At 73.6% G+C, this 19716-nt stretch carries 23 protein-coding genes and 1 tRNA gene; 14 read left to right on the top strand and 10 right to left on the bottom strand.

Features of this window, described 5'->3' with window-relative positions:
* Nucleotides 1-53 precede the first annotated feature (53 nt).
* Genes J2X49_RS01920 through J2X49_RS01905 form a run of 4 tightly spaced genes read left to right on the top strand, consistent with a single transcriptional unit; the run spans nt 54 to nt 2161 of the window.
* Entirely contained in the window at nt 54-314 is a 261-nt protein-coding gene (locus tag J2X49_RS01920; protein ID WP_128190066.1) for a hypothetical protein, read from the top strand.
* 36 nt (nt 315-350) lie between these two features.
* The gene (locus J2X49_RS01915) at nt 351-473 is read left to right on the top strand and encodes a hypothetical protein (protein ID WP_263970107.1); all 123 of its coding nucleotides are present in this window, start codon (nt 351-353) and stop codon (nt 471-473) included.
* A 3-nt stretch (nt 474-476) separates the two neighbouring features.
* The gene (locus tag J2X49_RS01910) at nt 477-1097 is read left to right on the top strand and encodes an FABP family protein (protein ID WP_310121859.1); all 621 of its coding nucleotides are present in this window, start codon (nt 477-479) and stop codon (nt 1095-1097) included.
* Nucleotides 1094-2161, top strand: a complete 1068-nt coding sequence (locus J2X49_RS01905) for a glycine cleavage T C-terminal barrel domain-containing protein (RefSeq protein ID WP_310121856.1) — start codon at nt 1094-1096, stop codon at nt 2159-2161. The genes J2X49_RS01910 and J2X49_RS01905 overlap by 4 nt, the downstream gene beginning before the upstream one ends.
* 10 nt (nt 2162-2171) lie before the next feature.
* Here the strand turns inward: J2X49_RS01905 and J2X49_RS01900 are convergent, their stop codons facing one another.
* From J2X49_RS01900 to J2X49_RS01885, 4 genes are all read right to left on the bottom strand, one after another.
* The gene (locus J2X49_RS01900) at nt 2172-3011 is read right to left on the bottom strand and encodes a class I SAM-dependent methyltransferase (protein WP_310121854.1); all 840 of its coding nucleotides are present in this window, start codon (nt 3009-3011) and stop codon (nt 2172-2174) included.
* Nucleotides 3012-3041: 30 nt separating this feature from the next.
* On the bottom strand, nt 3042-3539 hold the full coding sequence (locus tag J2X49_RS01895; RefSeq protein ID WP_310121853.1) for a DUF305 domain-containing protein: 498 nt from the start codon (nt 3537-3539) through the stop codon (nt 3042-3044).
* A 122-nt stretch (nt 3540-3661) separates the two neighbouring features.
* Nucleotides 3662-4285 (bottom strand): DUF305 domain-containing protein, encoded by a 624-nt coding sequence (locus tag J2X49_RS01890; protein WP_310121851.1) that lies wholly within the window; start codon nt 4283-4285, stop codon nt 3662-3664.
* 77 nt (nt 4286-4362) lie between these two features.
* The gene (locus tag J2X49_RS01885) at nt 4363-4839 is read right to left on the bottom strand and encodes a hypothetical protein (protein ID WP_310121849.1); all 477 of its coding nucleotides are present in this window, start codon (nt 4837-4839) and stop codon (nt 4363-4365) included.
* Between the two features lie 174 nt (nt 4840-5013).
* On the opposite strand from J2X49_RS01885, the gene J2X49_RS01880 reads away from it, so the two are divergent.
* The gene (locus J2X49_RS01880) at nt 5014-5760 is read left to right on the top strand and encodes a phosphoglyceromutase (RefSeq protein WP_128190699.1); all 747 of its coding nucleotides are present in this window, start codon (nt 5014-5016) and stop codon (nt 5758-5760) included.
* A 68-nt stretch (nt 5761-5828) separates the two neighbouring features.
* Here the strand turns inward: J2X49_RS01880 and phoU are convergent, their stop codons facing one another.
* Nucleotides 5829-6530 carry a phosphate signaling complex protein PhoU gene (phoU, locus tag J2X49_RS01875; protein ID WP_310121846.1) on the bottom strand — a complete coding sequence of 234 codons (702 nt, stop codon included), beginning with the start codon at nt 6528-6530 and terminating at the stop codon, nt 5829-5831.
* Between the two features lie 140 nt (nt 6531-6670).
* Here phoU and J2X49_RS01870 point away from each other — a divergent pair, with 140 nt between their 5' ends.
* Nucleotides 6671-7816, top strand: a complete 1146-nt coding sequence (locus J2X49_RS01870) for a cell wall metabolism sensor histidine kinase WalK (protein ID WP_128190355.1) — start codon at nt 6671-6673, stop codon at nt 7814-7816.
* Nucleotides 7813-8493 carry a response regulator transcription factor gene (locus J2X49_RS01865; protein ID WP_310121843.1) on the top strand — a complete coding sequence of 227 codons (681 nt, stop codon included), beginning with the start codon at nt 7813-7815 and terminating at the stop codon, nt 8491-8493. Before J2X49_RS01870 ends, J2X49_RS01865 begins: the two co-directional genes overlap by 4 nt.
* A 6-nt stretch (nt 8494-8499) precedes the next feature.
* Here the strand turns inward: J2X49_RS01865 and J2X49_RS01860 are convergent, their stop codons facing one another.
* Nucleotides 8500-8964 carry a hypothetical protein gene (locus J2X49_RS01860; RefSeq protein WP_310121841.1) on the bottom strand — a complete coding sequence of 155 codons (465 nt, stop codon included), beginning with the start codon at nt 8962-8964 and terminating at the stop codon, nt 8500-8502.
* A 213-nt stretch (nt 8965-9177) separates the two neighbouring features.
* Between J2X49_RS01860 and J2X49_RS01855 the strand changes: the two genes are divergently transcribed.
* The 4 genes from J2X49_RS01855 to rlmB all read left to right on the top strand — a co-directional run bounded on the left by J2X49_RS01855 (nt 9178) and on the right by rlmB (nt 13456).
* The gene (locus tag J2X49_RS01855; protein ID WP_128190352.1) at nt 9178-9666 is read left to right on the top strand and encodes a CarD family transcriptional regulator; all 489 of its coding nucleotides are present in this window, start codon (nt 9178-9180) and stop codon (nt 9664-9666) included.
* A gap of 137 nt (nt 9667-9803) precedes the next feature.
* Entirely contained in the window at nt 9804-10964 is a 1161-nt protein-coding gene (ispD, locus tag J2X49_RS01850; RefSeq protein WP_310121837.1) for a 2-C-methyl-D-erythritol 4-phosphate cytidylyltransferase, read from the top strand.
* Between the two features lie 114 nt (nt 10965-11078).
* The gene (gene cysS, locus J2X49_RS01845) at nt 11079-12488 is read left to right on the top strand and encodes a cysteine--tRNA ligase (RefSeq protein WP_310121834.1); all 1410 of its coding nucleotides are present in this window, start codon (nt 11079-11081) and stop codon (nt 12486-12488) included.
* Entirely contained in the window at nt 12485-13456 is a 972-nt protein-coding gene (gene rlmB, locus J2X49_RS01840) for a 23S rRNA (guanosine(2251)-2'-O)-methyltransferase RlmB (RefSeq protein ID WP_146355478.1), read from the top strand. The genes cysS and rlmB overlap by 4 nt, the downstream gene beginning before the upstream one ends.
* 28 nt (nt 13457-13484) lie before the next feature.
* On the opposite strand, the gene J2X49_RS01835 is transcribed toward rlmB, so the two are convergent.
* Together J2X49_RS01835 and J2X49_RS01830 are read right to left on the bottom strand one after the other, a co-directional pair.
* On the bottom strand, nt 13485-14789 hold the full coding sequence (locus tag J2X49_RS01835; RefSeq protein WP_128190348.1) for a DUF4032 domain-containing protein: 1305 nt from the start codon (nt 14787-14789) through the stop codon (nt 13485-13487).
* A gap of 107 nt (nt 14790-14896) precedes the next feature.
* Entirely contained in the window at nt 14897-15970 is a 1074-nt protein-coding gene (locus J2X49_RS01830) for a sn-glycerol-3-phosphate ABC transporter ATP-binding protein UgpC (protein ID WP_310121827.1), read from the bottom strand.
* 173 nt (nt 15971-16143) lie between these two features.
* On the opposite strand from J2X49_RS01830, the gene J2X49_RS01825 reads away from it, so the two are divergent.
* The gene (locus tag J2X49_RS01825) at nt 16144-17028 is read left to right on the top strand and encodes a thioredoxin domain-containing protein (protein ID WP_128188559.1); all 885 of its coding nucleotides are present in this window, start codon (nt 16144-16146) and stop codon (nt 17026-17028) included.
* A complete protein-coding gene (locus J2X49_RS01820) occupies nt 17028-18017 on the top strand; it encodes a thioredoxin domain-containing protein (RefSeq protein ID WP_310121824.1) in 990 nt (329 codons plus the stop codon). The genes J2X49_RS01825 and J2X49_RS01820 overlap by 1 nt, the downstream gene beginning before the upstream one ends.
* 213 nt (nt 18018-18230) lie before the next feature.
* Here the strand turns inward: J2X49_RS01820 and J2X49_RS01815 are convergent.
* Nucleotides 18231-18302 (bottom strand) — tRNA-Thr (locus J2X49_RS01815).
* 48 nt (nt 18303-18350) lie between these two features.
* Between J2X49_RS01815 and J2X49_RS01810 the strand changes: the two genes are divergently transcribed.
* Nucleotides 18351-19334: a DMT family transporter gene (locus J2X49_RS01810; RefSeq protein ID WP_310121821.1), complete on the top strand. Its 984-nt coding sequence runs from the start codon at nt 18351-18353 to the stop codon at nt 19332-19334.
* Here the strand turns inward: J2X49_RS01810 and msrB are convergent.
* Nucleotides 19318-19716, bottom strand: a complete 399-nt coding sequence (gene msrB / locus J2X49_RS01805; RefSeq protein WP_128188562.1) for a peptide-methionine (R)-S-oxide reductase MsrB — start codon at nt 19714-19716, stop codon at nt 19318-19320. The two genes, J2X49_RS01810 and msrB, sit on opposite strands and share 17 nt — an antisense overlap.

Below are 19716 nucleotides of genomic sequence, written 5' to 3'. Positions count from 1 at the left end.
CCAGCGCCGCGTGCGGCCTGCGCCGCCGCCCGACCTGCGACACAATGAGCGGCATGACGTGGCGATGGGCGAGCGTGTGGCCGGTGTGGCTGCTCGCTGCCGTGGGCGCCGTGCTCGTGGCACTGCTGCAGCCCGACGACGGCATCGTCTGGCTGCCGATCGTGCTGGGCGTGTGCACGCTCACCGCGTTCGCGATCCAGCTCGGCGGACCGACGGTGCCGGGCCTCGTCGACCGGCTCGCGGCGGCCGTCTTCGGCTCGGTCGTGGTGCTGGCGCTCGCGAGCGCGATCCTGGTGCCGCTCACGGCGCTGTAGGCCGGGCGTCCGCCGGGGGAGGGCTAGGATCGACGCATGGCAGGAATCCCCGTCGTCGCCCTCGAGATCTTCTTCCTCGGTCTGCTCGGCCTTGCGATGGTCGCGATCCTCGGCGTCTCGTTCGTCGTGATCCGCAACCTCTTCAAGGGCCAGCGCTAGCCGGTGCTCGAGCTCGATCCCACGCTCCCGGCGGAGCTCGGCCCGCTGCAGTGGCTGATCGGCAGCTGGGAGGGCACGGGCGTGCTCTCCTTCCCGGTCGGCGACCGCACCGTCGAGCGCGAGTTCGGGCAGCGCGTCTCGTTCGCCCACCACGGCCACCCCTACCTCGCGTACGAGGCGTACGCCTGGATCCTCGACGACCAGCTGACGCCGCTCGCGGCCGAGACGGGCTTCTGGCGGCTCGCCCGGCCCGCGGCCGAGGCCGACGCCGGTCCCGGCATGCTGCCGCCCGAGGGCACCCCGGCCTACGACTCCGCCGAGGCGGTCGAGGCCCTGCGCCGCCCCGACGGCGCCTTCGACCTGCAGGCCCTCATCGCGCATCCGGCCGGCGTCGCCGAGCTCTACCTCGGCACGATCGACGGCCCGCGCATCGACCTCGCGACCGACGCGGTGCTGCGCGGCGCGGGCGCGAAGGAGCACACGGCCTCCACCCGCATGCTCGGCCTCGTCGACCAGCACCTGCTGTGGGCGTGGGATCTCGCGGCGCTCGGCCAGGGGCTCGAGAGCCACGCCTCGGCGAGGCTCGCCCGGGTCACGCCGAGCGAGGCGAACGAGGGCCGATGAGCGCCGCCGCGCTCGCCGCCGCGATCCCGGGCGCCGTGCTCGACGAGGCCACCGGCCTGCCGCTGCACGTCGGCAACCCGATGGCCGAGCAGCGCCGGCTGCGGCAGGGCGCGCTCGTGCTGCTGCCGCGCGACGTGCTGCGCATGAGCGGCCCCGACACGCTGCCGTGGCTCGACTCGATCACGAGCCAGGCGCTCACGGCGCTCGCGCCGGGCGACTCGGCCGAGACGCTCGTGCTCTCGCCCGAGGGGCGCATCGAGCACACGCTGCGGCTGCGGTGGACGGGCGACGAGCTCTGGATCCTCGTCGACGCCGGCACGGGCGACGCGCTCGAGGCGTGGCTGACGCGGATGCGCTTCTTCAAGCAGGTCGAGATCGACCGGCCGGAGGTCGTGGTCGTCGGCACCGCGGGCGAGCCGGCCGTCGGCCTCGCGTGGATCGACGGCTGGCCCGAGGTCGCGCCTGGCGGCGTGCGCTACGGCGAGCCGACGGGGGAGCCGTGGCGCTGGTCGGAGGCGATCCTCGCACCCGACGAGGCCGCCGCGCTCGACCCGGCGCGCTTCGTCGGCACGCTCGCCGCCGACGCGCTGCGCATCGCCGCCGGCCGCCCGGCGCTCGCCGAGGTCGACGAGCGGTCGATCCCGCACGAGCTCGACTGGCTCACCACCGCGGTGCACCTGCAGAAGGGCTGCTACCGCGGGCAGGAGACGGTCGCGAAGGTGCACAACCTCGGCGCCCCGCCGCGCCGCGTGGTGCTGCTGCACCTCGACGGCTCCGAGAACGCGCCGGTGGCGGCGGGGGATGCGGTGGTGCGGCCGGGCGAGGATGCCGCAGAGGTCGGCACGGTCACCTCGGCCGCGATGCACGACGAGCTCGGCCCGATCGCCCTCGCGGTGGTCAAGCGCGGCGCGCCCGCCGACGAGGACCTCGCGGTGCGCACGGCCGACGGCGTGCTCGTCGCCGCCGCCCAGCAGGTGCTCGTGCCGCCGACGGCGGGCCACGCGCACCGGCCGCCGCGCCTGCCGCGGCTCGGCGCGGTGCGCCGGCCGGCGCCGCCGGCGTAGCGCGCGCGGCTCACGCGCGCGGCGCGACCGCCTCCCACGCGACCGTCAGCTCGCCGAGCCGCCACCTCGCCGCCGTGCCGAGCACCGGCCAGCCGGTGTCGCGCATCCGCCGCACCGTCGCCTGCCACCGCTGCACCGCGCCGAAGTCGGCGAGCGGCGCATGCGACGCCCACGCGCGGTCGAGCTCGGCGAGCAGCGCGTGCACGCGCTCGCCCGGCACATTGCGGTGGATGAGCGCCTTCGGCAGCCGCTCCGCGACCACCGACGGCGCCTCCATCGCGTCGGAGCCGAGCTCGTCGACCTTGAGCGCGATCGTGAGCGAGCGGGGGCCGGCGGCGTCGAGCGCCACCCAGGAGCAGACGCGGCCGACCTCGTTCGAGGTGCCCTCGACGAGCAGACCGCCCGCCGCGAGCCGCTCGAGCATCGTCGCCCAGTGGCCGGCGACCTCGGCCTCGTCGTACTGGCGCAGCACGTTCATCGCGCGGATCACGTGCGGCGGCCGCGGCGCGGGCACCTCGAAGCCGCCGAGCGCGAACGACACCCGCGCATCCGCCGCGATCGCGCGGCCGTACCGCGTCGGGCCCGCCTCGCGGGCCGCGGCGAGCTCGGCGGTCGCGCGGGCGACGCGCTCCGGGTCGATCTCGAGCCCCAGCACCTCGAGAGTCGGGTTGCCGCGCGCGAGCCGCTCGTGCAGCTCGAGGCTCGTGGTGGCGCTCGCGCCGTAGCCGAGGTCGACCACGAGACAGCCGGGCACGCGCGCGGCCGGCTGCGCGGCGATCCAGCGGTCGACGCGGCGCAGCCGGTTCACCCCGGTCGTGCCGCGCGTGATGCGCCCAGTCGGCTTCGCCACGCCTCCATTGTCGCGGCGGGCCGGCGCGCGTCACTCCAGCCGGTCGAGGATGCCCTGCATCTGGGCGATCTCCTCCCGCTGCGCCTCGACGATGCTGTCGCACAGGGCGACGACCTCGGGGTCGCTGAGGTCGGCCTCCTGGCAGACGAGGATCGCCCGCGAGTGGTGGGGGATCATCGACTCCAGGAACGCGCGGTCGCCGACGAACGCCTCGCTGCGGCCGAGCGCGAACGCCCCGACGAGCAGCGCCGCGAAGCCGATGAGCAGCGCGATGTTGGCCTTCGCGCTGCGGAACATCGACCACATGCCGACGAGCATCAGGATGCCCATCGCGGCCACCATGATGAGCGCCATGTAGAAGTTGCTGAGGTTGAGGATGAAGTGGCCGGGCTCGCGCACCATCGACATCGACAGCACCCACATGAGCCCGAGGCTCAGCAGGAGCATGATGCCGAACTTCACGTACATGCGGGCGGGGCTGCCGTGGTCGGATGCGCCGTGGCGGGACTGGTCGTGGTGGTGGGACATGCGGTCCTCCTCGAGGGATCGGCGGTGGACGGTTCGCGGTGCGCGGGAGCGCGCAGGAGTGGGCGGCGCTGGGCTGCGGCGCGGGAGGGGCGGGGACGACCCGGAGGCCGTCCCCGCCTGCGTCACAGCTCGGTGAGCAGCTGCCGCATCTCGGCGATCTCGGCGGTCTGGTCGTCGAGCATGCGCTGGGCGAGCTCGCCCACGGCGTCGGCGCGGCCCATGCTCAGCTGCGCCTCGGCCATCATGATCGCGCCCTCGTGGTGCACGATCATCTGCTCGAGGAACAGGCGCGACGCCTCGGCGCCGTCGGCGGCCTCGAGCGCCTCCATGTCGTCCTCGGACATCATCATGCCGCCGCCGGTGCCCATGCCGTGGCCGCCGTGGCCGTTTGAGGCGTCCACCTCGTAGCCCCACTCCTCGAGCAGGGCGGTCATCTCCTCGATCTCGGGCTGCTGCGCAGCCCGGATCCGCTCCGCCAGGTCGGCGACGCGCTCGTCGACGCCGTCCTTCGCGAGCACGATCTCGCTCATGTCGATGGCCTGCTGGTGGTGGGGGATCATGTTCTCGAGGAACGTCACGTCGTGCTGGTTGCCCTCCGACGCATCCGCCCCGCTCGTGGCGGCGGGCGCGGTCTCGGCGGCGGTGGGGGTCGAGGCGGGCTCGGCGTCGGGGCTGCTGCTGCAGCCCGTGAGCACGAGCGCGGTCGTGAGCGCGCTGAGCAGCAGCGCGCGAGTGGTCGTCTTCATCGGGGTTCTCTCTCGGTCGATCGGATGCGGTGGGCTCGGTGCGCGCCGCGGCGATGCCGCAGCGCGCGCGGGCGCCATCAGGTCCGACTGATCGAGAGCTCGACGAGGGTGAGGGCGGGCACCGGGCGCCGCGGCGGCGCGCGCTCGGCGAGGACGCCGCGGGGGAGCCGCAGGAGCGTCGCCGCGACGGAGGGCCGCACGACGAGGACGAGCGCGAGCAGCGCGAGCACGCAGCCCGCGGCCATCGCGGCGAGGCCCTCGCACCCGTCGTCGCTGCAGTCGAGGGCGGCGAGCAGCCCGGCCGGCTCGTCCGGCGCTGCGGCCGGCATCGCGTGCCCGGCGTGGTCGCCGTGGGCGGCGGCCGCAGCGGGTGCGGCGTGCCCGTCGGGGGCGGTGGCCTGCGCGATGCCCGCCTCGTGGGCGGCGTGCCCGCCGCCGGAGAGCGTATGCATCGCGAGCAGCCCCACGAGGATCGCGGTGACGGCGAGCAGCGCGAGCAGCAGCCGCCGCGGGGCCAGCGGCCCTCGCGGAGCGAGCCTGCGCAGCGCTTCCATCGCGTCCCCTCCGTCGGCGTCGATGCTACCCCGGCCGCGCAGCCGGGCCCCAGGCGCCGCCGCCGACGGGGGCCGCTGCGCCCGACGGGGGCGGGCGCGCCGGCCCCGCTCGGGCGCAGCCGCCCCAGCGGCCGCACCCGGCTCCGGCACGCGCCCGCGGGCTAGGCTGGCGGCATGACCGAGCGCACCCTCATCCTGCTCCGCCACGGCCAGTCGACGTGGAACGAGAGCAACCAGTTCACCGGTTGGGTCGACGTGCCGCTGACGCCGAAGGGCGAGGCGGAGGCGAAGCGCGGCGGCGAGCTGCTGCGCGAGCACGGCGTGCTGCCCGACGTGCTCTACACGTCGCTGCTCACCCGCGCGATCAAGACCGCCAACATCGCGCTCGACGCGGCCGAGCGCGACTGGATCCCCGTGCACCGCTCGTGGCGGCTCAACGAGCGCCACTACGGCGACTTGCAGGGCAAGGACAAGGCCGAGACGCTCGAGCAGTACGGCGAGGAGCAGTTCATGCTCTGGCGCCGCTCGTTCGACACCCCGCCGCCGCCCATCGCCGACGACAACCAGTACTCGCAGGCCGACGACCCGCGCTACGCCGACATCGACGGGGAGGTGCCGAAGACGGAGTGCCTGAAGGACGTCATCGAGCGCTTCCTGCCCTACTGGGAGTCGACGATCACGAAGGACCTCGACGCGGGCCGCACCGTGCTCGTCACCGCGCACGGCAACTCGCTGCGCGCGCTCGTGAAGCACCTCGACGGCATCTCCGACGACGACATCGCGGCCCTCAACATCCCCACCGGCATCCCGCTCGTCTACCGCCTCGGCGATGACAACATGCCGCTCGGGCCGGGGGAGTACCTCGACCCGGAGGCCGCGGCCGCCGGTGCCGCCGCCGTGGCGAGCCAGGGCAAGCACTGACCTCGCGCTGACGCGAGCACGCGAAGAGGGCCCCGCGATCGCGGGGCCCTCTCGTCGTGCGGGGCGGCTCAGCCGAGGTCGGCGGGCTGCACCGGCTCCGGCGACAGCGCCGCGTGCGCATCCTCGTCGCCCACCCAGTCGCCGGTCGCGAGGTACTTGACCTTCTTGGCGATGCCGACCGCGTGGTCGGCGAAGCGCTCGTGGTAGCGGCTCGCGAGCGTCGCATCGACGGTCGTGTGCGCTGCGCCCTGCCACTCGGTGCCGAGCACGTGCGAGAAGACGTCGCGGTGCAGCTGGTCGACGTGCTCGTCCGAGGCCTCGATGCGCTCGGCGATCGAGAGGTCCTGGGTCGCGAGCAGGTCGCGCAGCAGCTTGGCGATCTCGATGTCGCTCGCGCCCATCTCGGCGAAGGTCGGCTGCAGCGACTCGGGCACCACCTGCATCGGGAAGCGGTAGCGCGCGAGCATCGCGATGTGCCGGGCGAGGTCGCCCATGCGCTCGAGCGACGCCGAGATGCGCAGCGCCGAGACGACGATGCGCAGGTCGCGGGCGACCGGCGACTGACGGGCGATGATGTCGATCGCGAGCTCGTCGAGGGCGGACGCCTTGTCGTCGATGAGCGGGTCGGCGGCGATCACCTGCTCGGCGAGCTGCACGTTCGAGTCGCCGAACGCCCGCACCGCCGCCTCGATCGAGACGATGACGTGGTTGGCGATGTCGACGAGGCGGTCCTGCACCTCGGCGAGCTCCTGCTGGAAGACGTCGCGCATTGCTCCTGCTCCTTGCTGTGCCGCCCACTGCGTCGCAGCACGGGCATGGTCGGACACCGAGTGTTTCGTCGCCAGGTTACCGGGGGGTGTCCGCAGTCTGAACCCCAGGGGGGTACATCGCGCGCCACTACGCTGGCGGGGTGGACGCCTCCTGGTACGTGCTCCTCGCGCTCCTGCTGGGCTTCGCGATCGGAGCGGCCTCGGTGCATCTGCTCGGCGTGGCCGCGCAGCGCGGCCGCCGGGTGATGGCGATCGCGAGCGAGCCGGTGCCCGACGGCATCGCCGCGATGGTGCACGTGCTCGAGTCGGCGGGCATCGTCATGGACGGCTCGAGCCAGGTCATCCTCTCCTCCCCGGGCGCCGTCGCGCTCGACCTCGTCGACGGGCGCGCGCTGCGCTCGCCCGAGATCCTCGCCGCGGTGCGGCGCGTGTGGCGCACCGGCGAGGCCGAGGTGCTCGACCTCGTGCACCGCCGCGGCCGCATCGGCACGGGCACCGAGATGCACCTGCGGGTGCGCGTCGCGCCGCTCGGCAACCGCTTCATGCTCGTGCTCGCCGCCGACCGCACCGAGGAGCTGCGGCTCGCGGGCGTGCGGCGCGACTTCGTCGCCAACATCAGCCACGAGCTGAAGACCCCCATCGGCGCCGTCGCGGTGCTCGCCGAGGCGATCGAGGCGGCCGCCGAGGATCCCGCCCGCGTGCGCGCCTTCGCCGGCCGCATGCAGCTCGAGGCCGATCGGCTCGCGCGCATGTCGAAGGAGCTCATCGACCTGTCGCGCATCGAGGCCGCCGACCCGCTCGCGCACGCGGAGCGCGTCTCGATCAGCCGCATCGTCGACGTCGCGATCGACCGCAACAAGGTGCAGGCGGCGGCGAAGCGGATGCGCATCATCCCGCGGGTGCTGGACGAGGCGGAGGTGCTGGGCTCGGAGGAGCTCGTCACGATGGCCGTGCAGAACCTCGTCGCGAACGCCGTGCAGTACTCGCCCGAGGCGACGCACGTCGGCGTCGGCGTGCGCGTCGCGGACGGCATCGTCGAGATCGCGGTGACCGACAAGGGCGTCGGCATCGCGCCGGAGGAGCAGGAGCGGGTCTTCGAGCGGTTCTACCGCGTCGACCCCGCGCGCAGCCGGGTGACCGGCGGCACCGGCCTCGGCCTCAGTATCGTGAAGCACGTCGCCGCCAGCCACGGCGGCGAGATCACGCTCTGGTCGCGCCCCGGTCAGGGCTCGACCTTCACCCTGCGGCTGCCGGTCGCCGGCGCCCCCGCGAAGGAGACTGCATGACGCGCATCCTGATCGTCGAGGACGAGCACGCGCTCGCCGAGCCCCTGTCGTACCTGCTCGAGCTCGAGGGCTACGAGACGGCGCACGCCGACGACGGCGACCGCGCGGTGCAGATGTACGAGCAGGACGGCGCCGACCTCATCCTCCTCGACCTGATGCTCCCCGGTCGCAGCGGCACCGAGGTGTGCCGGCACATCCGCCGCACCTCGCAGGTGCCGATCATCATGGTGACCGCGAAGGACAGCGAGGTCGACACGATCGTGGGGCTCGAGCTCGGGGCCGACGACTACGTGACGAAGCCGTACTCGTCCCGCGAGCTCGTCGCGCGCATCCGTGCCGTGCTCCGCCGCCGCGCGGCCGAGGAGGAGGACGACGACTCGGTGGTCGAGGTCGGCCCGGTGCGCCTCGACGCCGACAGCCACACCGTCACCGTCGGCGGCGCCGAGGTGGCGATGCCGCTGCGCGAGTTCGAGCTGCTCGAGTACCTGATGCGCAACGCCGGGCGCGTGCTGACGCGCGGCCAGCTCATCGACCGGGTGTGGGGGAGCGACTACTTCGGCGACACGAAGACGCTCGACGTGCACATCAAGCGGCTGCGGGCGAAGATCGAGGACGACCCCTCGAACCCGACCCGCGTGGTCACGCTGCGGGGGCTCGGCTACCGCTTCGAGCGGTAGCCCGCCTCACTCGCCCGCGACGGGCGCGAAGTCGGCGTAGTCGGGGAACTCGGTCGAGAAGACCTGCACGCCCACGCCCGCCGGCTCGGCGCCGTCGGCCTGGAACGAGACGTTCCGCTGCGCGCCGAACTCGATGTCGCCGCCCGCCTCGAAGACGAGCTGCTGCTCGGGGAAGCCGTAGGTGGTGACGCCGCTCGGGATGCGCACCTGCTGCGCCTCGTCGTCGACGCGCACCTCGACGAAGGTGGCCTCGCCGTCGTTGGTGAAGGTGACCGCGAGGTTGAGCGCGTCGCCCTCGGGCTCGCCGATGAGCATGGCGTTGTGGAACTCGACCGTGCCGGTCTGGCCCGAGATGCCGTCGGATGCGTCGTACTGGATCGTCGTCGCCTGCGGCGTGAGGATGTTGCAGCCGGTCGCGGCGAGCGCGACGACGACGGCTGCGGCTGCTGCGGCGAGGGAGCGGTGACGCACGGGGACCCTTTCGACGAGGCCGGCAGCGCTGCTTCGGATGCGCCGCCGGTCGGGCTTCACTCTAGTACGCCGCCCGCCGCGACGGGCGTCGGGGCGACCGGTCGACGCGGGCCAGGAGCCAGCGCGGAGCGCGATCCAACCACCCTCGGGTACGCGCTCGCGAGCGACACGCTGTGATAAAATCAAGGTTCTGGCTATGACGAGGAGCATTCGATGAACTTTGAGGTCGGAGAGACGGTCGTCTACCCCCACCACGGCGCCGCGACGATCACCGAGGTCAAGGTCCGCAAGATCAAGGGCGTCGAGACGACCTACCTCAAGCTCAACGTCGCACAGGGCGGGCTGACGATCGAGGTCCCCGCGCAGAACGTCGACATGGTGGGCGTGCGCGACGTGATCGGCGAGGAGGGCCTCGGCCGCGTGTTCGAGGTGCTGCGCGCCGACTTCACCGAGGAGCCGACCAACTGGGCCCGCCGCTACAAGGCGAACGTCGAGAAGCTCGCCTCGGGCGACGTGATCAAGGTGAGCGAGGTCGTGCGCGACCTGTCGCGCCGCGACCAGGACCGCGGCCTGTCGGCGGGCGAGAAGCGCATGCTCGCGAAGGCGCGCCAGATCCTCGTGTCCGAGCTGGCGCTCGCCGAGCACACCGATGAGGACGCGGCCGCGTCGCGCCTCGACGAGGCCCTCGCCCCCGCGAGCTGAGCCGCACCGCAGACCGAGGCGCCCTGTCCCCAAGGCAGGGCGCCTCTTCTGCTGTCGCCCCGCCCGAGGTTCGAGGAGGCGGACCGCAGGGCCGCCGTCTCGAGACCATGGCGCCGCGCGCGCCCTAGGCTGACCGGGTGACCGACACCGCCCTCATCGTCGTCGCCGCCGGCAGCGGCACGCGCCTCGGCCGCGGCGTGCCGAAGGCCTTCGCCGAGGTCGCGGGCGCGACCATCCTCGAGCACGCGCTGCGCGGCCTCGCGGGCGTCGACGCGCGGCTCGTCGTCGTGGCGCCGACCGGGCTCGAGGCGGATGCGTCGGCGATCGCCGAGCGCGCGGGGGTCGTCGCGTCGGTGGTGGCGGGCGGCGCGACGCGCGCCGACTCGGTGGCCGCGGGCCTCGCCGCCGTCGGCGACGCGCGCCGCGTGCTCGTGCACGACGCGGCCCGGGCGCTGACCCCGCGCGAGGTCGTGCAGCGGGTGATCGACGCGCTCGCGGCGGGCGCCGCGGCGGTGGTGCCGGTGCTGCCGGTGATCGACACGATCCGCGAGGCGCACGATGGTGAGCTCGGCGGGATCGTCGACCGCTCGCGGCTGCGCGCGATGCAGACCCCGCAGGGCTTCGACGCCGCGGTGCTGCGCCGCGCCTACGCCGAGGCGCCCGACCGAGCCGCCTCGACCGACGACGCGCAGCTCGTGCAGGCGCTCGGCGTCGACGTCGTGGCGGTCGCGGGCGCCGAGCTCGCCTTCAAGATCACGACGCCCGCCGACGCCGAGCGCGCGGCGTCGCTGCTGGCGCCGCAGCCCGCTCCTGCTCCCGAGGTCCGCGTCGGCATCGGCGCCGACGTGCACGCCTTCGGCGGCGACGGCCCGCTGCGGCTCGCCGGGCTCGAGTGGGAGGGGCAGGGCCTCGCCGGCCACTCCGACGGCGACGTCGTCTGCCACGCGATCGTCGACGCGCTGCTCGGCGCCGCGGGCCTCGGCGACATCGGCGCGCTCGCTGGCGTCGACGACCCCCGCTACGCGGGCGCGCGCGGCGAGGTCTTCGTCGGCGCCGCGGTCGCGCTGCTCGCCGAGCACGGCTGGCGGCCGTCGAACGTGGCGGTGCAGGTGCTCGGCGTGCGCCCGCGCATCGGCAGTCGGCGCGACGAGGCGCAGCGGGTGCTCTCGGCGATGGTGGGCGCGCCGGTCAGCGTCAGCGGCACCACCACCGACGGGCTCGGCGCCCTCGGGCGCGGCGAGGGCGTCCAGGCCATCGCGACCGCGCTCATCGCGCGCCGTTCCCCGCTCGTCCAGTAGCGCCGGAGGCGCGCATCGAGACGGATCCGCCGGCACAGGCCGATCTCGAGGCGGCGCCTGCGGCGCCTGCTCGATCAGCGGTCGGGGCGGGATGGGCGCAGTAGCCTTGGGCCCGTGACCGTGCGCATCTACGACTCCCGCCAGCAGGCCGTCGTCGACCTGCAGCCGCTGCAGCCGGGCCGGGTGTCGATGTACGTCTGCGGCCCGACGGTGCAGTCGTCGCCGCACATCGGGCACGTGCGCAGCGCCGTCGCCTACGACGTGTGGCGCCGCTGGCTCGAGCACCGCGGGCTGCGCGTCGCGTTCGTGCGCAACGTCACCGACATCGACGACAAGGTGCTCGTGAACGCCGTCGACGAGCCGTGGTGGGCGCTCGCGTACCGCGTCGAGCTCGAGTTCTCGGCGGCCTACCGGGCCGTCGGCGTGCTCGCGCCGACCTACGAGCCGCGCGCCACCGCATCCGTGCCCGAGATGCACGCGCTCATCGCGCTGCTCATCGAGCGCGGCCACGCCTACCCGGCGCTCGACGGCTCGGCCGACGTCTACTTCGACGTGCGCTCGTGGGAGGCGTACGGCGCGCTCACCCGCCAGTCGGTCGAGAAGATGGAGCCGGCCGCCGACGCCGATCCGCGCGGCAAGCGCGACCCGCGCGACTTCGCGCTCTGGAAGGCGCAGAAGGACGACGAGCCCGAGTCGGCCTCGTGGGCGTCGCCGTGGGGCCGCGGCCGCCCCGGCTGGCACATCGAGTGCTCGGCGATGGCGCGCCGCTACCTGGGCGACGCGTTCGACATCCACGGCGGCGGGCTCGACCTGCGGTTCCCGCACCACGAGAACGAGCTCGCCCAGTCGACCGCTGCGGGGCTCGGCTTCGCGAGCGTCTGGAGCCACAACGGGCTCGTCAACGTCGACGGCGAGAAGATGTCGAAGTCGCTCGGCAACTCGATCTTCGCCGCCGACCTGCTGCGCGCCGTGCGCCCGATCGTCGCGCGCTACTTCCTCGTCGCGCCGCACTACCGCTCGACGATCGACCTGCGCACCGCCGACGGCAGCCTCGAGGGCGGCTCGCTCGCCGAGGCCGAGACGGCGTTCGGCCGCATCGAGGCGATGCTCGACCGCGCGGCGCGCATCAGAGCGCTGCCCGACGAGGCGGTGCCGGATGCGTTCGGCGCGGCCATGGACGACGACCTCTCGACCCCGCAGGCGGTGGCGGTGCTGCACGACACCGCGCGCGCCGCGAACATCGCCCTCGACGCCGGCGACGACCGGGCGGCCCTCGAGCGAGCGGGCCAGGTGCTCGCGATGCTGCGGGTGCTGGGGCTCGACCCGGGCGACGAGGTGTGGCATTCTGGGCAGTCGGCCGAGGCGGGCGCGCTCGCGAGCCTCGTCGAGACGCTCCTGGCGGAGCGCCGCTCGGCCCGCGAGGCGCGCGACTTCGCCGCCTCCGACCGCATCCGCGACGCGCTCGCGGCCGCCGGCATCCTCGTCGAGGACGGCAAGCACACGACCACCTGGAGCATCGCATGAGCAAGCCGCAGCGCACGCCGCGCAAGAAGGGCCCCCTCAAGGGCACCGGCGGCCACGGCCGCAAGGCCCTCGAGGGCAAGGGCCCCACGCCGAAGGCCGAGGACCGCTCCTGGCACGTCGCCGGCAAGCGCAAGGCGGCGCGCGAGCGCTACGAGGCCGCCTCGTCGAAGGGCCGCCCGTCGCAGCCGCCGCGGCACCGCAAGCCCACGTCGGCCAAGGACGACTCCGAGCTCGTGACCGGCCGCAACGCGGTGCTCGAGGCGCTCCGCACGAAGATCCCGGCGACGTCGCTCATCCTGGCCGCGCGCCTCGAGATGGACGACCGCGTGAAGGAGATCCTCTCGATCGCGACGAAGCGCGGCGTGCCCATCCTCGAGGTGATGCGCCCCGAGCTCGACCGCATCTCGGGCCACGACACCGTGCACCAGGGCGTCGCGCTCAAGGTGCCGCCGTACCAGTACGCGCACCCGATCGACCTGCTCGAGCAGGTCGTCGACCGCGGCCAGACGCCCCTCTTCGTCGCGCTCGACGGCGTCACCGACCCGCGCAACCTCGGCGCGATCATCCGCTCGGCCGCCGCGTTCGGCGCGCAGGGCGTCATCGTGCCGCAGCGCCGCTCGGTGGGCGTCACCGCGAGCGCCTGGAAGACGAGCGCCGGCGCCGCCGCGCGCGTGCCGGTCGCGATGGCGTCGAACCTCACCGCCTCGCTCAAGGAGCTGAAGTCGCAGGGCTGCTTCGTCATCGGCCTCGACGGCGACGGCGACGTGGCGCTCCACGAGCTCGAGCTCGCCAACGGGCCGCTCGTCATCGTCGTGGGCAGCGAGGGCAAGGGGCTGTCGCGCCTCGTCGCCGAGACGTGCGACGCGATCGTCTCGATCCCCATCGAGTCGATGACCGAGTCGCTCAACGCCGGCATCGCCGCATCCGTCACGCTCTACGAGGTCGCGAAGCGCCGCTCCGAGCGCTGAGCCGCCGCGCTCGGCGCAGCGCCGGGCGTCACACCTTGTCGCGCCAGTCGCCGTCGTCCTCGTCGTCCTGCAGGTCCTGCAGGGTGACGATCGGCATCGTCATCGTCGTCGGCACGTTGAGCAGCGCCGCCTCGTCGCGCAGGTACGCGAGCTGCGTCTCGATGTAGCTCGCGGCCGCCTCGACGAGCGGCACCTCGCACTGCCGCTGCTCCGACAGGTACCAGCGGTGCTCGAGCACGTGGTGGAACACCTCGGGGCCCTCGAGCTTGCCGCGCAGCTCGAGCGGCACCGACTCGACGATCGGCGCGAAGACCTGCTCGAACCACTCGTTGGCGAGCGCCTCGTCGCCGACGTTCGGGCGCTGGTCGTGCTGCACCGCGACGTACTCGTCGAGGTCGTTGAGCAGCCGGCGCGCCTGGTTCTCCTGCGCGTCGATGCCCGTGAGCGACTGCAGCCGCCGGTGGTGGTGGCCGGGGTCGACGACCTTGGGCTGGATGCGCACGGTCGTGCCGCCGTCGCCCGTGCTGATCGAGAGCTCCTCGATGTCGAAGCCCAGCAGGTTCAGGCGCTCGATGCGGTCGCGGATGCGCCAGCGCTCGGAGGCGGGGATCACCTGCTCGGTGGTGAGCTCGTGCCACAGCGAGCGGTACTGCTCGACGATGGAGCCGGCGACCGCGACGGGGTCGATCGAGGGGTCGAGGCGCTCGCCGGCGGCGAGGTCGAGCAGCTCGCCCGCGATGTTGACGCGCGCGACCTCGAGGTCGTCCTCGCGGCGGCCGTCCGAGAGGCCGTCGCGCTCGAGGGTGCCGGTCTCGGCGTCGACGAGGTAGGCGGCGAAGGCGCCCGCGTCGCGGCGGAACAGTGTGTTCGACAGCGACACGTCGCCCCAGTAGAAGCCCACGAGGTGCAGCCGCACGAGCAGGCCCGCGAGGGCGTCGACGAGGCGCTGCGCGGTCGACGGCTGCATCGAGGAGGAGTAGAGCGCGCGGTAGGGGAGCGAGAAGCGCAGGTGCCGGGTCACGAGCGCGGCGTTCAACGGCTCGCCGTCGGCGTCCGAGCGCCCCGCGATCACCGCGAGCGGCTCGACGCACGGCACATCGAGGCGCTGCAGGGTGCGGAGCATCGAGTACTCCCGCGACGCCATCTCCTCGGTCGTCTCCTTGATGGCGACGACCCGGCCGTTCAGCCGCGCGAAGCGCACGAGGTGGCGCGAGATGCCCTTGGGCAGCTGCACGACGTCGTCCTCGCTCCACTCGTCGAGCGGCAGGTCCCAGGGCAGGTCGAGCAGCGTCGCGTCCATCACCGAGGAGGTGATCCGCATGTCGGAGCGCATGCGGCCATCGTAGGCCCGCCCGCGCATCCGCCCAGGGGCGATCCCGGCGCCCGCGGACCCGGCGACGGGCCCCGGCGCGATGCCGGGGCCCGTCGCTCGGTGCGCGCTCAGAGGCGCGTGCCCGACTCCTTGTCGAACACGTGCAGGTGCTCGGGGTCGGGCGTGATGTAGACGGTGTCGCCTGCGGTCGCGTGGTTGCGGCCGTCGACGCGCGCGACGATGTCGACGCGCTTGCCCTCGACGTCGGCGTGGCCGTACAGGTAGCCGTCGGCGCCGAGCTCCTCGACGAGGTCGACCTCGACCGGCAGGCCGTCGCCCTGCTCGGAGACCGAGACGTCCTCGGGGCGGACGCCCACGATGACGCCCTCCTTCGCCTTCGCGAGCCGCTCGCGCTCGATGGTGGTGAGGTGCTGGCCGAAGTGCACGCCCTGGTCGCTCATCTGCAGCGACATGAGGTTCATGGCCGGGCTGCCGATGAAGCCGGCGACGAAGACGCTCGCCGGGTTCGCGTAGAGGTCGCGCGGCGTGCCGACCTGCTGCAGGATGCCGTCCTTCAGCACCGCGATGCGGTCGCCCATCGTGAGAGCCTCGGTCTGGTCGTGCGTGACGTAGACGGTCGTGACGCCGAGGCGGCGCTGCAGCGACGCGATCTGCGTGCGCGTCTGCACGCGCAGCTTGGCGTCGAGGTTCGACAGCGGCTCGTCCATGAGGAACACCTGCGGCTGGCGCACGATCGCGCGGCCCATGGCGACGCGCTGGCGCTGGCCGCCCGAGAGCGCCTTCGGCTTGCGGCCGAGGTAGGGCTCGAGGTCGAGCAGCTTCGCCGCCTCCTCGACGCGCTTCGCGCGCTCCTCCTTGGCGACGCCCGCGATCTTGAGCGCGAAGCCCATGTTCTCGGCCACCGTCATGTGCGGGTACAGCGCGTAGTTCTGGAAGACCATCGCGATGTCGCGGTCCTTCGGCGGCATGTCGGTGACGTCGCGGTCGCCGATCATGATCCGGCCGTCGTTGACCTCCTCGAGGCCCGCGAGCATGCGGAGGGTGGTGGACTTGCCGCAGCCGGAGGGGCCGACCAGGACGAGGAACTCGCCGTCGGCGATCTCCAGGTCGATCGAGTCGACCGCGGGCTTGGTGCTCCCCGGATAGAGCCGGGTTGCGTTGTCGAACGTCACAGACGCCATCGTCGTGCTTCCTTTCCACCGGCAGGGACGTGCCGGACGATCCGTAGTGGTGAGGACGGGCGGCATCGCCCGCAGGGACATCCTGGCACGTCAGCGGCCCGGTACCCTAGAGGACGGTGCGATCCCTCAGCGCCGACCGCCGACACATCCCGGCCGACCCCAGGACAGGACGCATGACCGAGAAGCTGACGAAGAACGAGCGTCGCGCCCAGGCGCGGGAGCAGGCCCGCAAGATGCAGGAGGAGCGCCAGCGGCGCGAACGCCTGAAGAAGGGCCTCACCGTGGGCGGCATCATCGTCGCCGCGGTGGCGATCGTCGCGATCGTGGCCGTCGTGATCGTCAACAGCATCCGGCCCGCCGGCCCCGGCCCCGAGAACATGGCCTCGAACGGCATCGTCATCGGCCAGGACTTCGTCGCCGAGCGCACCGCCGCGACGCCCGCCGACGCCGAGCCGACACCGACCGAGCCGCGCGACGACGTCGTGCAGATCGAGATCTACCAGGACTACATGTGCCCCGTGTGCGGCACGTTCGACGAGGCCAACCGCGCCACGCTCGAGCAGCTCATGCAGACGGGCGCCGCCACCGTCGAGATCCACCCGATCACGATCCTCGACCGCGCCTCGCTCGGCACGAAGTTCTCGACCCGCGCCGCGTCGGCCGCCGGCTGCGTCGCCGAGTTCGCGCCCGACCAGTTCTGGGCCTTCAACTCGGCCATGTACGACAACCAGCCGGCCGAGTCGACCGCGGGCCTCACCAACGAGGAGATCATCGGCCTCGCCCAGGGCGCCGGCATCGACACCGAGGGCGGCCTCGCCGACTGCATCAACGAGGGCCGCTTCATGAGCTGGGCCGAGGACGCCACCGTGCGCGCCGGTACGCAGCCGCTGCCGGGCACCGACGGCGTGGTCGCCGACCGCACGCCGACGGTCATCGTCAACGGCCAGAAGTACCCGGGCTCGCCCGCCGACGCCGCCGGCTTCCAGGCGTTCGTCACCGCGGCCGCCGGCCAGCAGGGCGGCGAGCCGACCGAGACGCCCGCCCCGAGCGAGGGCTGATGCGCCTGCGCACCCTGCTGGCAGGGGGCGCGGTCGCCGCGCTCGCACTGCTCGCAGGGTGCGCTGCGACGCCCCCGCCGCCGATCACCACGATCGGCGAGCTGGGCGCCGCCTACCTCGAGGCCGGCGGCGAGTGCGCCGAGCTCGTGGAGCAGTACCGCGCCGCCGAGGACGACCCGGTGGTCGCCGCGTGCGGCGCCGACACCGAGCTGATCCTCGCCGCCGACGCCGACGCCGCGCAGGCGATCGCCACGCAGCGCCAGCTGCAGGAGCAGACGGTGCTCGTGTCGGGTCGCTGGGTGATCCGCGACCCGGCGCTCGAGGCGCTGCAGCAGGAGCTCGGCGGCGAGATCGTCACGCTCGGCGCGGCCGACGGGCCCGCGAACATGGCCGACGCCATCGCCTTCGAGGCGGGCGGCGCGATCGAGGCCGACCCCGTGCCCGCCGACGGCGTCCCCGAGGCGCTGCCCGAGGCATCCGGGGTGCACGACATCCTCGTCGTGCTCGACGCGTCGTGCGAGTACTGCGCGCGGCTGCTGACCGCGAGCGGCGAGCAGCTGACGGCGATGGCGGATGCGGGGCAGGCCCGGGTGTCGTACCTGCCGGTGTCGCTCGGCGACCAGATCGAGAACGGCTACGCGTCGACGCTCGGGGCGAACGCGCTCGCGTGCGTCGCGGACGGCGCGCCCGAGGCGTACCGGCCCTTCCAGACGGCGCTCGTCGCCCACCTGCAGGAGCGGCCGTTCGAGGCGAGCGAGGTGACGGCGCTCGCCGCCGAGCACGGCGCCGACGTGGGCGCGTGCATCGACGGCGCCCACTTCGCCTGGTGGGTGCGGCAGGCGACCGTGCGCGCGATCGAGCAGCCGCTGCAGGGCGTCGAACCGCTGCGCGGGGTGCCGACGGTGATCGTCGACGGCGTCACCTTCGCCGGCGACGTGAGCGACCCCGCGGCGCTCGCCGCCTTCGTGGCGGAGCAGCAGCCCTCCTAGGCGCGCCGCGGCCCTGCGTGCCGCCTGCCGGCTGAGTGGCGCCTCCCGCGTCTGAGTGGCGCCTCCGGCGATCGAGTGGCGCGCTCGGCGATCGAGTGGCGCCACTGGATCGCGCAACGCGCCACTCGATCGCGCGCGGCGCCGGTCGATCGCAGGAGGCGCCTCTCGATCGCGCAAGGCGCTAGTCGGCGGGAGGCAGCGAGGGGACCAGGGAGCCCCCTGTCAGGATCGAACTGACGACCTACGCTTTACAAGAGCGTTGCTCTACCACTGAGCTAAGGAGGCGGGCCGGGCGGATTCGCCCGCGGCACCCCGCCATTCTAGGCTTGACCGGTGAGTCGACTGCGCCCGTCCAGCACCCAGCGCGACGCGGCGCCCGGCCTCGGCGGGCTGCTGTGGGTGCTCGCCTCGGTCACGGCCGGCACCGGCCTCGCCATCCAGAGCCGCATCAACGGCGAGCTCGGCGCCCGGCTCGAGCACGGCATGCTCGCCGCGCTCATCTCGTTCGGCGTGGGGCTCGCGGTGCTCGCGGCGCTGCTCGCCGTCTCGCCCGGCATCCGCGCCGGCGTGCGACGGCTTGTGGGCGTGCTCCGCGACGGCACGTTGCCGTGGTGGTTCGCCTCCACGGGCCTCTTCGGCGCGTTCCTCGTGGCGACGCAGGGCCTCGTCGTCGGCACGACCGGCGTCGCGCTCTACACGGTGGGGGTCGTCGCCGGCCAGACCGTCAGCGGTCTGCTCATCGACCGCCTGGGCATCGGCGGGCTCGCGCGCAAGCACATCACGCCGCAGCGCGTGCTCGGCGCGCTACTCGCCCTCGTCGCGGTCGGGGTGGCGCTCGTCGGCGCAGGCCGGCTCGAGGGCGCCTGGCTTGTCGTGCTGCCGTTCATCGCGGGCCTGCTGCAGTCGGTGCAGCAGGCGTTCGGCGGCATCGTGCAGCGCCGCTCGGGCTCGGCGATGGCGCAGACGGTCTCGAACTTCCTCGTCGGCACCATCGCGCTCGGCGCGATCGTGCTCGTGCAGACCGCGGCGGGCGTCACCGCGCAGCCGCTGCCGACCGAGCCGTGGCTCTACGCCGGCGGGCTGCTCGGCATCATGTTCATCGCGCTCATGTCGGTCGCGGTGCACCACCTGGGGGTGCTCACGATGGGCCTCGGCGTCATCTGCGGGCAGGTCGTCACGTCGCTCCTGCTCGACGCGCTGCTGCCCGCCGGTCACCCGGTGACGGTGTGGTCGCTCATCGGCGCCGCACTCACGATCGTCGCGGTCGCCGTGTCGGCGATGCGGCGCAGGAGGCCCCGGGTCAGTCCTCGGGCGTGAAGGTCATCGCGAGCGAGTTCATGCAGAACCGGTCGCCCGTCGGGGTCTGCGGCGCGTCCTTGAACACGTGGCCCAGGTGGCTGCCGCACTTCGCGCAGCGCACCTCGGTGCGCACCATGCCGAGCGAGCGGTCCTCGATGAGCTCGACCGCGTCGTCGCGCGCGTCGAAGAAGCTCGGCCAGCCGCAGCCGGAGTCGAACTTCGTCTCGTCGTCGAAGAGCTCGTTGCCGCACGCGCCGCAGGCGTAGACGCCCTGCCGCTGCTCGTCGAGCAGCGCGCCCGTCCAGGGGCGCTCGGTGCCGGCCTCGCGCAGCACCCGGTAGGCGTCGGGGGAGAGGGCCTCGCGCCACTCGGCGTCGGAGCGATCGATCGAAGGGGTCAT

This window comes from Agrococcus sp. BE272 (assembly GCF_031457935.1).
Lineage (GTDB): Bacteria > Actinomycetota > Actinomycetes > Actinomycetales > Microbacteriaceae > Agrococcus > Agrococcus sediminis.
This window is presented reverse-complemented; position numbering and strand designations above follow the sequence as displayed.